The following is a 15,754-nucleotide window of genomic DNA, read 5'->3' on the forward strand; positions in this document are numbered from 1 at the left end:
GCGCGCCGCCCATCAATCCGCTAGCGAGGAGGCAGCATGAGCGACCGGCAACCGGCGGCGATGGTCGAGACGCGCGGTCTCAAGGTGCGCTTCGAGCAGGCCGGCAAGCGCATCGAGGCGGTCAACGGCGTCGATCTCAGCGTCTCGCGGGGCGAGGCGCTGGCGCTGATCGGCGAATCCGGCTCGGGCAAGAGCGTCACCCTGCGCGCGCTGATGCGTCTGCACCCCGAGCGCAGTACCCGGATCGAGGGCCAGATCGAGATCGAAGGGCGCGAACTGATGGCGATGTCGCGCGGCGAGCTTTCGCGGCTGCGCGGTGGCGAGGTGGCGATGATCTTCCAGGAGCCGCTTCTGGCGCTCGACCCGGTCTATACCGTCGGCCAGCAGATCGTCGAGGGGCTGCGCCGGCATCGCGGGCTGTCGCGTGGTGAGGCGCGCGCGCGGGCGCTCGAGGCGCTCAAGAGCGTGCGCATCCCGAGCCCCGAGTCGCGCCTCGACGCCTACCCCCACGAGATGTCGGGAGGGATGCGCCAGCGCGCGATGATCGCGCTGGCGCTCTCTTGCCATCCCAAGCTGCTGCTCGCCGACGAGCCGACCACTGCGCTCGACGCCACGGTGCAGATCCAGATCCTGATCCTGCTGCGTGAGCTCAGGCGCGAGCTCGGCCTGGCGCTGATCTTCGTCACCCACGATATCGCCGCCGCCGCGGAGGTCGCTGATCGGGTCGCGGTGATGTACGGCGGGCGGATCGTCGAGATGGCGCCGGTCAGGGAGCTTCTGCGCACGCCGCGCCATCCCTATACCATCGCCTTGCTCGCCAGTCGTCCGGATGGCGGGCTGGCCAAGGGCCAGCGGCTGGAGACGATTCCCGGCTCCCCGCCGGACCTCGCCGCGCTGCCCCCCGGTTGCGCCTTCGCCCCGCGCTGCCGCCACGCGATGGCGATCTGCTCGAGCCAGCTGCCGCCCAGCGAAAGGATTGGCAGCGAGCATCGCGTTGCCTGCCACTGGGCGATGGGACGCAGCGACGCCGATCCCCAACCCCGCCAACAGGAGCGAATGGATCGATGAATACCGAGGATGTACAGGGCGATGAGCCGTTCGCGCTGATGCCCTATCCGCCGGCCAGCGTCGCGCATGCCGAGCAGGGGCCACTGGCGGGGCTGAGCTTCGCGGTCAAGGACTTGTTCGATGTCGCCGGCTACCCGACCTCCGGCGGCAACCCGACGCTCTTGGCGATGTCGGGGATCAAGCGCACCACCGCGCCCACCGTGCAGCGGCTGCTCGACGCTGGCGCGAGGATGATCGGCAAGGCGCAGACCAATGAGATGGCCTTCTCGATGAGCGGCAAGAACGCGCATTTCGGCACCCCGCGTAACGGCGCCGCACCGCAGCGGATTCCCGGCGGCTCCTCCTCGGGCTCGGCCTCGGCGGTCTCGAACGGCCTGTGCGACTTTGCGCTGGGCACCGATACCGGCGGCTCGGTGCGTACGCCTGCGAGCTACTGCGGTCTGTACGGGCTGCGCCCGAGCCATGGGCGGATCTCGCTGGAGGGCTGCCAGCCGCTGTGCGCGAGCATGGACACCTGCGGCTTCTTCGCGCGCGAGCCTGAAGTGTTCCAGCGGGTCGCCGAGTGTCTGCTCGGCGAGGACAGCGCGCCGCTGACCGAGTCGCCGGCGTTGTCCAGCGCCGTGTTGATGGAGATGCTGCCAGCGGCCTCTCGCGCCGCGCTGGTGCCGGCGTTGGCGCATATCGAGCGCGCCTGCAGTGGTATCGAGGCGTTCAGCGACGCGTGGCCGTCGCTTGAGGAGGCCTATTGGGCGTTTCGCTACATCCAGGGCCGCGAGGCTTGGCAGGCGCAGGGCGAGACGATCCTGCGCCACGGCCTAGTGCTTGGCCCGGATGTGGGCGCTCGCTTCATCTGGGGGCGGCAGGTAAGCGATGAACAGCTGGCCGAGGCCACCGCCTTTCGGGCGCGCTTTCGCGATGCGGTGGATGCAATGCTCGGCGACCGCGTGCTGGTAATGCCTACCGTCGCCGACATCGCGCCGCGCCTCGACGCCGAGGACGAGGAGATCGAGACGGCTCGCACCATTGCCCACCACCTGCTCGGAATCGCGGTGCTCTGCGGCCTGCCCCAGGTCAATCTGCCGCTCGCCGAGAAGGACGGCGCGCCGCTGGGTATCTCACTGCTCGCCGGGCGCGGTCGCGACCTGGCGCTGGTGCGGCTGGCTGCGCGTATCGGCGCATCGGTGGAGGGCTGAGTGTGACACGCATCGCGCACGAGAAGCTCACTGCGCTGATCGTCCGCAAGCTCGTGCTGGCAGGGCTGAGCGCCGAGCACGCCGGCATGGTCGCCGCCTCGCTGGTTCATGCCGACGCCCGTGGGGTCCACTCCCACGGCGCGCTGCGGGTCGAGTACTACGCCGAGCGGATCAGCAAGGGAGGCACCAACCCCGCGCCGCGCTTCGTGGTCGAGCGCCGGGCACCCGCCGCGGCGGTGTTCGACGGCGACAACGGCGCCGGCCACGTCGCCGCTTTCGAGGCGATGGAGGTGGCGATCGAGATCGCCCGCGAGCAAGGCGTGGCCGCGGTCGGCGTACGCCGGATCGGCCACAGCGGGGCGCTTTCGTTCTTCGTCGAACAGGCCGCCCGACAAGGGCTGGTCGCACTGTCGATGTGCCAGTCCGACCCCATGGCGGTGCCCTACGGCGGCGCCGAGCCCTACTACGGTACCAATCCGATCGCTTTCGCCGCGCCGGGCGAGGGGGACGATCGGATGATGCTCGACATGGCGACTACGGTGCAGGCGTGGGGCAAGGTGCTCAATGCGCGGATACGCGGCGAGGCGATCCCACCCGATTGGGCGGTCGACGCCAGTGGCGCGCCGACCACCGACGCCGATGCCGTGCGTGCGCTGCTGCCGATCGCCGGGCCCAAAGGCTATGGCCTGATGATGATGGTCGACGTGCTCGCCGGCATGCTGCTCGGCCTGCCGTTCGGCAAGCATGTCTCCTCGATGTACCACGACCTCTCGGCCGGGCGCGAACTGGGGCAACTGCACCTGGTGATCGATCCCGCCGCCTTCACCGATGCCCGCGCGTTTCGCTGCCGCGTCTCCCAAGCGATGCGCGAGCTCAGCGCCTCCATCCCCGCCGCCGGCGTCGAGCGCGTGCTCTACCCTGGCGAGGACTGCGTACTGCGCGAGCGCGAATCCAAGCGTCTCGGGGTGGAAGTCGACGATGCCGTGCTCGCCTATTTAGAAAGCGAAGTGATCCACCGCAACGCCTACGCCGGCAAGGACCCCTTCGCACGCTGAAGCGGTGGTCGAGGCCGTGGTTCGAGACGCTCGTTCCTCGCTCCTCACCACGAACGGACAGATAAGCCCGTCCTCTCTCCTCATTACGAACGGGCTGGGTTCAGGCTCGGCGCCAACCCTCAGCCCGTTCGTCCCGAGCGGCGCCCATGTGCGCCAAGGTCGAGTTCCGGCTCGGCAATGAGGGGCGCCAGTCGAGGGATCGGGCGGTGGCGACGAGGCCGTGGTTCGACTCGGCCCGTTCCTTGTCGGCTACCCGAGCATCCCGAGGAAGCGTGATTCGACAAGCTTGCGCGCATCCCGAGCCCTCGAGGGGCTTGCACGACGTATCGAGTGACATGAATGGTGGAGGAGCTCGGCTTTGGCCCTGAGAATCCTGAAACGCGAAAGGCCCGCCTCGATTCGAGGCGGGCCTTTCGCTTGCTGCAGTGGGCGGGCGTTTACTTGCCTTCCACGTTCTGCTCTTTCTGCTTCTGGCGCTCGAGCTTCTTCTGGTGCTCGGCGGCCTGTTCGGCTTTCTTCTGCGCTTCGCGCTTCTCGTCGGCCTTCTCGATCTGCTTGGTGATCATGTACTGCTGGGCGATCGAGAGCACGTTGTTGGTGATCCAGTACAGCACCAGGCCGGCCGGGAACCAGAGGAAGAAGAAGGTGAAGATGATCGGCAGCATCTTCATGATCTTCGCCTGGGTCGGGTCCGGCGGGGTCGGGTTGAGCTGCTGCTGCACGAACATCGACAGGCCCATCAGGATCGGCAGGATGAAGTACGGGTCCATCGCCGAGAGATCCTGGATCCACAGCATGAACGGCGCGTGGCGCAGTTCGACCGACTCCATCAGCATCCAGTAGAGCGCGATGAAGACCGGCATCTGCACCAGCATCGGCAGGCAGCCGCCCAGAGGATTGATCTTCTCCTTCTGGTAGAACTTCATCATCTCCTGGGACATCTTCTGCCGATCGTCCCCGTGCAGCTCCTTGATCCGCTGCATCTCGGGGCCCATCTTGCGCATCCTCGCCATCGACTTGTAGGCCTTGGCGGAGAGCGGCAGCAGTACCGCTTTGACCACGCAGGTCAAAAGCACGATCGACCAGCCCCAGTTGCCGACCAGCCCGTGGATCTTCGACAGCAGCCAGAACAGGGGCGCGGCGAGGAACCAAAGCCAGCCGTAGTCGACGGTCAGCTCGAGGTTGGGCGCGGTGGCGGCGAGCTGGCTCTGGATCTTCGGTCCGATGTAGAGGGTCGCGCCGAAGTCGCCTTGGCTGCCGGCCGCGACTTGCATGCTCGGGCCGGCGAAGGCGGCCACGGTGCGGCTGGCGGCATCGACGTCGCCATAGAACAGGTTGCTCTGGTTCGGGTTCGGCACCCAGGCGGAGACGAAGTAGTGCTGGATCACCGCGACCCAGCCGCCCTGGACGTCGCGATTGGCGAAGCGGCCGTTGCGGATGTCGTCGAAGCTGACTTTCTCGTAGCGGCTGTCCGGTGAGGAGAAGGCGGCGCCGAGGTACGACTTCATCCCCATCCCGCCGGTGGTGGTCGGGTCGGCGGACTGGTCGCGCGCGAGCTGGCCGATGAAGCGGGCGGTCGCGGGCTCGGCGCTCTGGTTGTCGACCAGGTAGTCGATTCTCACCGCGTAGGAGCCGCGCTCGAAGGTGTAGCGCTTGGTCACCGCGATGCCGTCGACGTTGGCGTTCAGTTCGACCACCAGCTGGCGCTCACCGTCGGCGAGCCGATAGTCGGTCTGCTCGGGCGAGAAGATGATCCGGCCGGGGTGGTTTTCGAGCTGCAGGCCTGAGCGGGCGATGTAGCTGCGCGAGGTGCTGTCGGAGAGCAGTACGAACGGCGTCTCGGAGTTGAGCGCCTGCTGCTGTTCCGGAAGAGCGGCATAGATGATGTCGCCACCGCGCGGATCGATGCGCAGGTCGAGCACGTCGGTGTCGACGCTGACCAGCGAGTTGGAGGCGTTCTCCTGCGCTGGATTGGCGCTTTGCCCGTTCTCCAATGGAGAGGTCGCGCGCTCGCTGGTCGATTCGGGCGCGTCGAGCACATCGCTGGGCTGCGTCGCGTCGCTCGAGTTGGCGGCGAGCGTCGGTGCCTGCGGCTCCGGGGTCGGCTGGTGATAGTCCTGATTCCACTGTACGACCAGCAGATAGGCGAGGATCGCCAGCGGAATCAGGATGATGATGCGTTTCAGATCCATGAGGGATGAGCCCGGTGAAAGGGTGTCGTGGCGTATCTTTGATGAATGCTGAAGACGGCTCGGCGCGTCGTCTCGAGCGGGAGGCCTTTCACCGGCGGCGTGCGCGGGGAGATATCTCCCTTGGCACTCCATCCCTCGCGCCGGGAACGGGCAGGGACGGGATCAGGCGGGTTCGCGATCAGGCGCGGGGGCTCGTCGCTTCACGTCCTGCTCCAGGCGGCGCCACATGCCGGCAAGCTGCCGGCGGAGGGTCTCCCGGTCGAGTTCGAGAACTCCTCGGCGCGACAGTACCACGATGTCGACGGCTGGCAGCCGGTGCTGGCGCAGGCGTATCGACTCGCGGGTCAGGCGCTTGAGCAGGTTGCGATCGACGGCGCGGCGCACGTTCTTACGGCTGAACACCAGGCCCACTCGAACGTGCCCATGCTGGTTCGGGCAGGCGAGCGCCAATAGCCCCTTGCCGTGAACCTTGAAGCACGCATGCTCGAAGACGTGGCCGTACTCCCCGCTGGTCAGGATTCGCAGACTGCGGGGAAAGCCGTGGATCGCGTCCTGACCGGCCATGGTGGCCTCTCTTGAAATCAGGCGCTCAGGCGTTTACGGCCTTTGGCGCGACGACGAGCCAGGACCTGACGGCCGCGTTTGGTGGCCATGCGAGCACGGAAACCATGGTTGCGCTTGCGCTTCAGGACGCTGGGCTGAAAAGTGCGTTTCATGACTGCTTTCCTCGAGACGGAGGGAGTGGTGGAGAGATGGAAAAACGCCGGTGCAAACACCTGCGGTCCCGTCAAGAGCGGGAATTCTAGTGAATACGCGCAGGCGGCGCAATTTTTCTCTTACCAAGTATGATTTTTTTTGCTAAGGGAGGGTTTGGCTGTGTGTAAAAAGCTGTGGATAGTCAGGGGGAAAGCTATGGGCAAGCTGGGGAGTGGCTGTGTCATAGGCCTTGGAAGCAGTTTCAGAGCGCTTTTTTCCTGAGTTATGCACAACCTCTTCAATTGCATAGATGGTGTGGATAACTCCTGCGCCCCCCGATACACTAGCGGGTCCGTAATATAGCCATTGAGTCCGAATCGCCTTCCGCCCTTCCGGTGCCGGAAGTCCGCGTGCATGGCCCTCCACTTCGCAAGGATGACGAGTTCGCGTGTCGATAGCACTCTGGCAGAAATGTCTCGAATACCTTCAGGACGAACTGAACTCCCAGCAGTTCAATACTTGGATACGTCCGCTGCAGGCGGAGGAGGGCGAGGCCAATGGCCTTGCACTGCTCGCGCCGAACCGTTTCGTGCGCGACTGGGTCAGCGACAAGTACCTGAAACGGATCAACGAGCTGCTTCGCGAACTCGCGCCCGGCAAGCCGCCCAAGGTGTCGCTCGGGATCGGCAGCCGGCGCAGCGTCTCCAATCCCCGGCCGACCGAGCCGGTGCGCCCGGCCGCGCCGATGATGCCTCGCAGCGCACCGTCGCGGGCGTCGTTCTCCGGCGAGGCGGAGAACGCTGTCGAAGCGGTGGGCGAGACGGCGGTCGAAGAAGAGGCCAGCGCGCGGCGCCCCAATCGGCAGGTGCAGGTCGAGGGCAGTCTCAAGCACCAAAGCGGGCTCAATCCGAATTTCACCTTCGAGACCTTCGTCGAGGGCAAGTCGAACCAGCTCGCTCGCGCCGCCTCTCGCCAGGTCGCCGAGAATCCGGGCGGAGCCTACAATCCGCTGTTTCTCTATGGCGGTGTCGGCCTCGGCAAGACCCACTTGATGCATGCGGTGGGCAATCATCTGGCCGGGCTGCGCGAGAATGCGAAGGTGGTCTATCTGCATTCCGAGCGTTTCGTCGCCGACATGGTCAAGGCGTTGCAGCTCAACGCGATCAACGATTTCAAGCGCTTCTATCGCAGCGTCGATGCGCTGCTGATCGATGACATCCAGTTCTTCGCCGGCAAGGAGCGCTCCCAGGAGGAGTTCTTCCACACCTTCAATGCGCTGCTCGAAGGTGGCCAGCAGATGATCCTCACCTCGGATCGCTATCCCAAGGAGATCTCCGGCGTCGAGGAGCGTCTCAAGTCCCGCTTCGGCTGGGGGCTGACCGTGGCGATCGAGCCGCCGGAGCTTGAAACGCGCGTCGCGATCCTGATGAAGAAGGCAGAGCAGGCCAAGGTCGACCTGCCGCACGACGCCGCCTTCTTCATCGCCCAGAAGATCCGCTCCAACGTCCGTGAGCTGGAGGGGGCGCTGAAGAAAGTGATCGCCGACTCGCACTTCATGGGCCGGCCGATCAACCAGGATTTCATTCGCGAGTCGCTCAAGGACCTGCTGGCGCTGCAGGACAAGCAGGTCGGGGTCGACAACATCCAGCGCACCGTCGCCGAGTACTACAAGATCAAGGTCTCCGACCTGCACTCGAAGCGCCGCTCGCGCTCGGTGGCGCGTCCGCGCCAGGTGGCGATGGCGCTGGCCAAGGAGCTGACCAGTCACAGCCTGCCGGAGATCGGCGACGCCTTTGGCGGGCGCGACCATACGACGGTGCTGCACGCCTGTCGCAAGGTTGCGTCGTTGAAGGAGGAGAGCGCCGATATCCGCGAGGACTACAAGAATTTGCTGCGCCTGCTGACCAGTTGAACGCACGGCCGCCTTCGGCGGCGCCCGAGCCGATTAGAGACCCAAGACGATCCAAGAAGAGAGTGGACCCCTCATGAAATTCTCCATCTCGCGTGAAGCCCTGCTACGTCCCCTGTCGCTCGTTGCAGGCGTGGTCGAGCGGCGCCAGACCCTGCCGGTGCTTTCCAACGTGCTGCTGATCGCCGGCGGCGATGGCCTGGCGCTGACCGGTACCGACCTCGAGGTCGAGCTGATCGGCCATGCCGAGCTCGATTCGCTCGAGGCCGCTGGCTCCACCACCGTGCCGGCGCGCAAGCTGATGGACATCTGTCGCTCGCTGCCCGAGGGCGCGATGATCAGCCTGGCGCTCGAGGACGGCCGCGCGGTGCTGCGTTCCGGGCGCTCGCGCTTCACCCTCTCGACCCTGCCGGCGGCCGAGTTCCCCAACATCGAGCAGAGCAAGCACGATGCCGAGCTGACCCTGCCGCGGGGAGTGTTGAAGCGCCTGATCGATGCCACCGGCTTCGCCATGGCCCAGCAGGACGTGCGCTACTACCTCAATGGCATGCTGTTCGAGCTGGTTTCCGGCGTGGTGCGTGTGGTCGCCACCGACGGCCACCGTCTGGCGGTCAGCGAGAGCTCCGCCGGCGTCGAGTTCGATGGCAGCCAGAAGCTGATCCTGCCGCGCAAAGGGGTGCTCGAACTCGGTCGTCTGCTCGACGACAGCGACGCGCCGATCACCCTGGTGCTCGGCCCCAACCATTTGCGCGCGCGCACCGGTGGCTACGTCTTCACCTCCAAGCTGATCGACGGCAAGTTCCCCGACTACGAGCGGGTGGTGCCCAAGGGCGGTGACAAGAAGATCATCGCCGAGCGTAGCGAGCTGCGCCAGATGCTCTCGCGCACCGCGATTCTCTCCAACGAGAAGTACCGCGGCGTGCGGCTGTATCTCGAAGAGGGCAACCTGCGCGTCCAGGCCAACAACCCGGAGCAGGAGGAGGCCGAGGAGAACGTCACCGTCGACTACCAGGGGGCGAGCCTCGAGATTGGCTTCAACGTCGGCTACCTGGTCGACGTGCTCAACGTCATCGGTACCGACCGGGTGTTGATCACGCTGTCCGACGCCAATTCGAGCGCGCTGCTCGAGGCGGTGTTCGAAGGTGACCAGGAAACCCCGGCGACGCTGGGCTCCAAGTACGTGGTCATGCCGATGCGCCTGTGAGCGTATCCGCCGCCGGGCGTCGTCCGGCGGCGGGCACGTGCGCATCGTCGCCGACACCATGCCGCTAGATCGACTCCACTTCACCGGCCTGCGCAACCTCATGCGCGCCGAACTGCGTCCTTCGCCCGGTATCAACCTGATCTCCGGCGCCAACGGCAGCGGCAAGACCAGCCTGCTCGAAGGCCTGCACCTGCTCGGCCTGGCGCGCTCGTTCCGCGCTCGCCAGCTCAAGACCCTGATCCACTTCGACTGCGATGCGCTGACCGTGTTCGGCAGGCTGCAGGGCGATCCTCCGATTCCCCTCGGGCTCGAGCGCCGGCGCGATGCCGATACGCCGGTAATGAAGCTTGCCGGCGAACGGATCGAGCGGGTCAGCCAGCTCGCTGAGCGGCTGCCGCTGCAGCTGATCGACAGTCGAACCTTCGAGCTCGTCGAGGGTTCGCCGAAGGCGCGCCGCGAGTATCTGGACTGGGGCGTGTTTCACGTGGAACAGGCCTTCCTCGACTGCTGGAAACGGATGCGGCGGGCGCTGAAACACCGCAATGCACTGCTCAGACATGGTAGAATCGACCGATTGTCGATCGATGCCTGGAACCAGGAGCTGGCCCGTGAAGCGCAGCGACTGGATGGCATGCGCGAGGCCTACGTCGCCCGGCTGGAACCGCTGTTCATGGCGACCCTGGCGCGGCTTGCCGAACTGCCGGAGCTATCGCTCGGTTACTACCGCGGCTGGGATCGTAGCCGGCCGCTCGGCGAGATCCTCGAGGCGAGTGTCGAGACCGACCGCCAGATGGGTTTCACCCAGCAGGGTCCGCAGCGCGCCGACCTGCGGCTCAAGGTGGGCCGGCGGCCGGCGGCGGAAGTGCTCTCGCGCGGGCAGCAGAAAGTGGTGGTGAGTGCGTTGAAGCTGGCCCAAGGGCAGCTGCTCGAAGCGCTCACCGAGCACCACTGTCTCTATCTGATCGACGATCTCGCTGCCGAACTCGACCTCGAGCACCGGCGGCGCTTCTGCGAGCTGCTCGAAGAGCAGCGCGGCCAGAGCTTCATCACCGTGATCGAGCGCGACACGCTCGGCTACCGCTTCACCACCGAGGTCAAGGCGTTCGAAGTGCGGGCGGGCCAGGTGAGCGAGGCATGAACGGCGTGCGCTGGCGTATCGGGCGACGCCTGACTGGGTTCGACAGGATTGCATTCGAACCCGGCATGATCAAGACGCGGCGGACCCGATCCGCCGACCATCAGCACCCCTAGGAGCGGACATGAGCGAAAAGGCTTACGACTCGTCGAGTATCAAGGTCCTCAAGGGATTGGATGCCGTTCGCAAGCGGCCAGGTATGTACATCGGCGATACCGATGACGGCAGCGGCCTGCACCATATGGTGTTCGAGATCGTTGACAACTCGATCGACGAGGCGCTGGCCGGGCACTGCAGCGAGATCCTGGTCACCATCCACGCCGATGAATCGGTCAGCGTGTCCGACAACGGCCGCGGCATCCCCACCGACCTGCACTCCGAAGGCGTTTCAGCGGCCGAAGTCATCATGACCGTGCTGCATGCCGGCGGTAAGTTCGACGACAACTCCTACAAGGTCTCCGGCGGTCTGCACGGGGTCGGCGTCTCGGTGGTCAATGCGCTCTCCTCCAAGCTCAAGCTGACCATCTGGCGCGCGGGCAAGGTCCACGAGCAGACCTACGTCCACGGCGTGCCCCAGGCACCGCTGGCGGTGGTCGGCGATACCGAGCGCTCGGGCACCCAGATCCACTTCGTGCCTTCGCCGCAGACCTTCGCCAACATCGAGTTCCACTACGAAATCCTCGCCAAGCGCCTGCGCGAGCTCTCGTTTCTCAATTCGGGCGTGGCGATCCGGCTGGCCGACGAGCGTGACGGCCGCGAGGAGCTGTTCCACTACGAAGGCGGCCTGCGTGCCTTCGTCGATCACCTGAACAAGAACCGCGCCACGGTCTGTCCGGTGTTCCACTTCAATGTCGAGCGCGAAGACGGCATCGGGGTCGAAGTGGCGATGCAGTGGAACGATAGCTACAACGAGAACCTGCTCTGCTACACCAACAACATTCCCCAGCGTGACGGCGGTACCCACCTCGCCGGTTTCCGCGCGGCGCTCACGCGCACGCTGAACAGCTACATCGAGGCCGAGGAGCTGCAGAAGAAGGCCAAGGTCGCGACGACCGGCGACGATGCTCGCGAGGGGCTGACCGCGATCATCTCGGTCAAGGTGCCGGATCCCAAGTTTTCCTCGCAGACCAAGGACAAGCTGGTCTCTTCCGAGGTCAAGACGGCGGTCGAGCAGGAGATGGGGCGCAACTTCGCCGATTACCTGCTCGAGCATCCGCAGGAAGCCAAGACCATCGTCAACAAGATGATCGATGCCGCCCGTGCGCGCGACGCCGCGCGCAAGGCGCGCGAGATGACCCGGCGCAAGGGCGCGCTCGACATCGCAGGGCTGCCCGGCAAGCTCGCCGACTGCCAGGAGAAGGACCCGGCCAAGTCGGAGCTCTACCTGGTGGAGGGTGACTCGGCCGGCGGCTCGGCCAAGCAGGGGCGCGATCGCCGCACCCAGGCGATCCTGCCGCTCAAGGGCAAGATCCTCAACGTCGAGAAGGCGCGCTTCGACAAGATGCTCTCCTCGGCCGAGGTCGGCACCCTGATCACTGCGCTCGGCTGCGGTATCGGACGTGAGGAGTTCAACGCCGACAAGCTGCGCTATCACTCGATCATCATCATGACCGACGCCGACGTCGATGGTTCGCACATCCGTACCCTGCTGCTGACCTTCTTCTTCCGCCAGATGCCGGAGCTGATCGAGCGCGGCCACATCTTCATCGCCCAGCCGCCGCTTTATAAGATCAAGCGCGGCAAGCAGGAGATGTACCTGAAAGACGAGGCCGCGCTGGAGCAGTACCTGACCAGCACCGCGCTCGACGGTGCGAGTCTGCACGTCAACGAGACCGCTCCGGGGATCACCGGTGCCGGGCTCGAGAAGCTGATCGATCAGTATCGCGACGTGATGAAGCGCCTCGATCGCCTCGCTCGGGTGTATCCGATCCAGGTGCTCAAGCAGATGATCCACGTCGGCGGCCTGAGCGAGGCCGACCTCGCCGATCGCGACAAGGTCGAGCAGTGGATGGCGACGCTCTCGGCACGGATGGCGGCGCTGCTTGCCTACGAGGGTGCGGCGACCTATGTGTTCAGTGCCAACTTCGACGCCGAGCGCCAGCTCTACTTCCCGAGCGTCGCGCTCAAGGCCCACGGTGTGACCACCGACTACGCGCTCGGCCTGAGCTTCTTCCGCTCGCCCGACTACGCGGCGATGATCGCACTTGGCGAAACCCTCGAAGGGTTGCTCGAAGAAGGCGCCTACGTCGCCCGCGGCGAGCGGCGCAGGAACGTGGCCGACTTCGAGGAGCTGCTCGCCTGGCTGATGGGCGAGGCCCAGCGCGGATTCAGCATCCAGCGCTACAAAGGGCTCGGCGAGATGAACCCGGAGCAGCTGTGGGAAACCACCATGGATCCCGAAGTGCGCCGCATGCTGCGTGTTTCGATCGAGGACGCGGTAGCGGCGGATCAGATGTTCAACACCCTGATGGGTGATGAGGTCGAACCGCGGCGCGATTTCATCGAGCAGAACGCGCTGGTCGCCAACCTCGACGTCTGAGGTCGACCCATGGCGAGGCGCATGATGCGCCAGACCATCGAGGGCCGGGTCCTGTATGCACAGGGTCCGGCCCTTTTCATTCACGCATGATCCGTTCCTGGTGGTGGTGGCAGGGAGCGCTCGCGGCGCTCACCCGGCCAGTCAGCCGCCCAGCCAGCCGCTGATCCAACCCACCAGGGTGCCACCGATCAGCCACAGGGTGCCCACGGTGATCACCACGGCGAATACCGCGAGCAGGCCATCGCGGGCCAGCATCGCCAAGGCGAACAAGATCAGCGCGCTGCCGGCGAGATTGGCACTGAAGGGAATGAACTCCATCGGGAACAGCAGCAGGGCCACGCAGAGGCAGAGGATGACCACTGCCCACTCTCCCGGCCCGGTGATCAGCACCTTGAAGCGCGGTCGCAGTAGCCTGCCGGCGAACTCGAGCGGCCGACGGCAGGCGGCGGTGGCCCGTTCGAGCCGAGCTCTCCCGATCCCGCGTCGCAGCAGCCAGCCCGGCAGCCAGTAGTGCTTGCGTCCGGCGAGGCGCTGAACACCGCAGACCAGCACCAGGATAGCCATCACCGAGGGCACGCCGGGAATGTCGCCGATCAATGGCAGTACCGTGATCAGGCCGGCGAGCAGCACCACCGGCCAGAAGGCCCGCTCGCCGAGTGAGTCGATGATCTCGCCGAGGCTCACCCGCTCACCACCCTGTCCTGCGTTGGCTACCCGGTCGAGCAGCCAGCCAAAAGTGCTCTCGTCATCGCGCCTTTGCATCCCATCCTCGTGGTCGTGTGCTCGAACCATCCTAATCACGATGGGGGCGCGGAGTCTTAGGATTTCTTTCGAAATCCGTTCGTCCCGAGCGGCGGCGGTGAGGCCGTGGTTCGACTGTCCTCGTTCCTCGGGCGCTCACCACGAACGGATTTATCAACCCGTTCTTCCCGAGCGGTGCCCATACGCATCAAGGTTGAATACCAGCACGGCAATGGAGGGCGCCAGTCGAGGGATCGAGCGGCGGCGGTAAGGCGATGGTTCGACTGCCCTCGTTCCTCGGGCGCTTTCCATGAACCCCCTCCGAGTTCTCCTCGACAGGGGGATGATCAGGGGGGAGATTGGGCGGTCGTCATATCGTTCTTCCTCAACTTTCAGGCAGAAGCATTTTGAGCTTCAGTCTGGATAGGCGTCACGGAGAACCCGAGCTGCTTGGCGAGTCGACGCATGGAACGTTGTTTGGTTTCCAGCGCCTGTGCCTCGTAGTACTGGAGTCCGTGTTCGACATAGTCCAATCCTTTGACCATGACGCGCCAGAACAGCGCCGCGAGTTTGCGCGCCAGGGCGATATTGGCGATCAATCCACCTCGGCGACCCGCCATCCGACGGTAAAAACCGCCCAGCGCAATGTGTTTGCTGCGAGCGAGGCTGCGGGCCATGACGCAAAACAGGCGCCCAGCACGATTACGCCTGCGCTTGGCCGAGCGTTGGCGCTTACCGCTCTGATGACTCCCGGGGGCCAGCCCGGCCCAAGCGGTGAAGTGTTTCTCGGTCGGCCACTGGGTCAGGTCGGTTCCCACTTCACCTATGAGTTGCAGGACGCTGTAGTCCGTATGGGCGGGAAGCACGGTGAGATCATTGCCTCCACACAGAGCCACCAGCATCGGATGCAGGTCATCGATCTGGGGTGCATTGGCACCGCCTCGCTTGTGCGCCTTGGACGGCGGCGACGTCGGAGGATCGACGTCGATCGAACGGAGCACCGCTTCGATCTGTTGGTCGCAAGCCCTGATCAAACGCTGGTAGTGCTCCCAGCTTTCCAGCGCCTGGCGCAACGCGAACAGATGCTCCTCGGCCCAGGTCCCTTGCAGAGAGGCTTTGATCCGTTCGGCCTTCTGCTGGCGGATCTGCACGTCGCACAAAGCCAGCAGTCGCTCAGGATCGCGTTCACCCTCGAGCATCGACCGGATCACCGCCATGCCGCTGCGGCCCACCAGGTTGCTGATGACATCGTGCAATTTGATGTTCATCCGCTCCAAGGCCTTCTGCAGATGCTGCACATGCCCTGCGGCCAGCGTGATGTGGTCCTGACGCAATCGCAGGTAATCCTGCAAGCGCCGGATCTCGGCTGGGGGCACGAAGCCTGCCCGCAAGAGTCCGTGCGCGTGCAACGTCGCTCCCCACTGGCAATCCTTCATATCCGTCTTGCGACCCGGCAGATTGCGGGTGTGCTTACCGTTGACCATCAGCACCTGTAGCTTCGCGGCTTCCAGCACGCTGTACAGAGGCAGCCAGTAGATCCCCGTGGCCTCCATGGCCACCGACTTCACCTTCTGCGACAACAGCCAGTCACGTAGCTCATGCAGCTGTGCCGTGAACGTGCCGAAGACCTTCGGCTCCCCCCCGGCAATCGACACATACATCTGCTCGCTGCCGACATCCACGAAGGCTGCCAATGGATCCAATACCGGTAAGTGGGCCATCTCATAGCTCCTGGGAACGGGTCGATGGAGAAAGGGTTACCGCAAGCCCGGTCGTGTTCTGGGAAGACAAATCTTTCCAACGGGAAGCCAGGCTCACCATAATGCGCAGCAGCCCACGACCAGAGCCATTCTCACCACCGGGCACCCGGCACCAAAAGACATGCGGCCACGCTGCTTGCGGCAACACAGCCATGCTACTCGGGTTCAAGGTCCATGCGCAGTGCCATCGCGATGGCACAGGAGGCTCACCACGAACGGATTTATCAACCCGTTCGTCCCGATCGGTGCCCATACGCATCAA

General features: G+C 65.1%; 12 protein-coding genes. 7 read left to right on the forward strand and 5 right to left on the reverse strand.

All coding sequences use genetic code 11. The features are described from left to right. Positions 1 to 36: 36 nt before the first annotated feature. Genes A5892_RS02580 through allD form a run of 3 tightly spaced genes read left to right on the forward strand, consistent with a single transcriptional unit; the run spans position 37 to position 3,316 of the window. A complete protein-coding gene (locus A5892_RS02580; protein WP_064121470.1) occupies positions 37 to 1,068 on the forward strand; it encodes an ABC transporter ATP-binding protein in 1,032 nt (343 codons plus the stop codon). Next, complete coding sequence (locus tag A5892_RS02585; protein ID WP_064121471.1) at positions 1,065 to 2,261, forward strand: amidase; 1,197 nt, start codon at positions 1,065 to 1,067, stop codon at positions 2,259 to 2,261. The genes A5892_RS02580 and A5892_RS02585 overlap by 4 nt, the downstream gene beginning before the upstream one ends. Positions 2,262 to 2,263: 2 nt before the next feature. Continuing rightward, positions 2,264 to 3,316 carry an ureidoglycolate dehydrogenase gene (allD, locus tag A5892_RS02590; RefSeq protein ID WP_064121472.1) on the forward strand — a complete coding sequence of 351 codons (1,053 nt, stop codon included), beginning with the start codon at positions 2,264 to 2,266 and terminating at the stop codon, positions 3,314 to 3,316. A 437-nt stretch (positions 3,317 to 3,753) separates the two neighbouring features. Here the strand turns inward: allD and yidC are convergent, their stop codons facing one another. The 3 genes from yidC to rpmH all read right to left on the reverse strand — a co-directional run bounded on the left by yidC (position 3,754) and on the right by rpmH (position 6,224). After that, on the reverse strand, positions 3,754 to 5,508 hold the full coding sequence (gene yidC / locus A5892_RS02595; RefSeq protein WP_064121473.1) for a membrane protein insertase YidC: 1,755 nt from the start codon (positions 5,506 to 5,508) through the stop codon (positions 3,754 to 3,756). Positions 5,509 to 5,670: 162 nt separating this feature from the next. Beyond that, positions 5,671 to 6,072, reverse strand: coding sequence for a ribonuclease P protein component (gene rnpA / locus A5892_RS02600; protein WP_082890227.1), 402 nt, complete (start codon positions 6,070 to 6,072; stop codon positions 5,671 to 5,673). 17 nt (positions 6,073 to 6,089) lie between these two features. Further along, positions 6,090 to 6,224, reverse strand: a complete 135-nt coding sequence (gene rpmH, locus A5892_RS02605) for a 50S ribosomal protein L34 (protein ID WP_027350304.1) — start codon at positions 6,222 to 6,224, stop codon at positions 6,090 to 6,092. A 428-nt stretch (positions 6,225 to 6,652) separates the two neighbouring features. On the opposite strand from rpmH, the gene dnaA reads away from it, so the two are divergent. From dnaA to gyrB, 4 genes are all read left to right on the forward strand, one after another. Continuing rightward, positions 6,653 to 8,116 (forward strand): chromosomal replication initiator protein DnaA, encoded by a 1,464-nt coding sequence (dnaA, locus tag A5892_RS02610; protein WP_064121474.1) that lies wholly within the window; start codon positions 6,653 to 6,655, stop codon positions 8,114 to 8,116. 73 nt (positions 8,117 to 8,189) lie between these two features. Continuing rightward, on the forward strand, positions 8,190 to 9,317 hold the full coding sequence (gene dnaN / locus A5892_RS02615) for a DNA polymerase III subunit beta (RefSeq protein ID WP_064121475.1): 1,128 nt from the start codon (positions 8,190 to 8,192) through the stop codon (positions 9,315 to 9,317). A gap of 58 nt (positions 9,318 to 9,375) precedes the next feature. Continuing rightward, a complete protein-coding gene (gene recF, locus A5892_RS02620) occupies positions 9,376 to 10,455 on the forward strand; it encodes a DNA replication/repair protein RecF (protein ID WP_064124257.1) in 1,080 nt (359 codons plus the stop codon). A 121-nt stretch (positions 10,456 to 10,576) separates the two neighbouring features. Next, complete coding sequence (gene gyrB, locus A5892_RS02625; RefSeq protein ID WP_064121476.1) at positions 10,577 to 12,991, forward strand: DNA topoisomerase (ATP-hydrolyzing) subunit B; 2,415 nt, start codon at positions 10,577 to 10,579, stop codon at positions 12,989 to 12,991. 141 nt (positions 12,992 to 13,132) lie between these two features. Here gyrB and A5892_RS02630 read toward each other — a convergent pair whose 3' ends face one another. Both A5892_RS02630 and A5892_RS02635 read right to left on the reverse strand, forming a co-directional pair. Beyond that, positions 13,133 to 13,753: an exopolysaccharide biosynthesis protein gene (locus A5892_RS02630; protein ID WP_064121477.1), complete on the reverse strand. Its 621-nt coding sequence runs from the start codon at positions 13,751 to 13,753 to the stop codon at positions 13,133 to 13,135. Positions 13,754 to 14,124: 371 nt separating this feature from the next. Continuing rightward, on the reverse strand, positions 14,125 to 15,453 hold the full coding sequence (locus A5892_RS02635; RefSeq protein WP_064121411.1) for an IS110 family transposase: 1,329 nt from the start codon (positions 15,451 to 15,453) through the stop codon (positions 14,125 to 14,127). Positions 15,454 to 15,754 lie beyond the last annotated feature (301 nt).

Origin of the sequence: Halotalea alkalilenta, from assembly GCF_001648175.1 — a bacterium.
Taxonomy (GTDB): Bacteria; Pseudomonadota; Gammaproteobacteria; order Pseudomonadales; family Halomonadaceae; genus Halotalea; species Halotalea alkalilenta_A.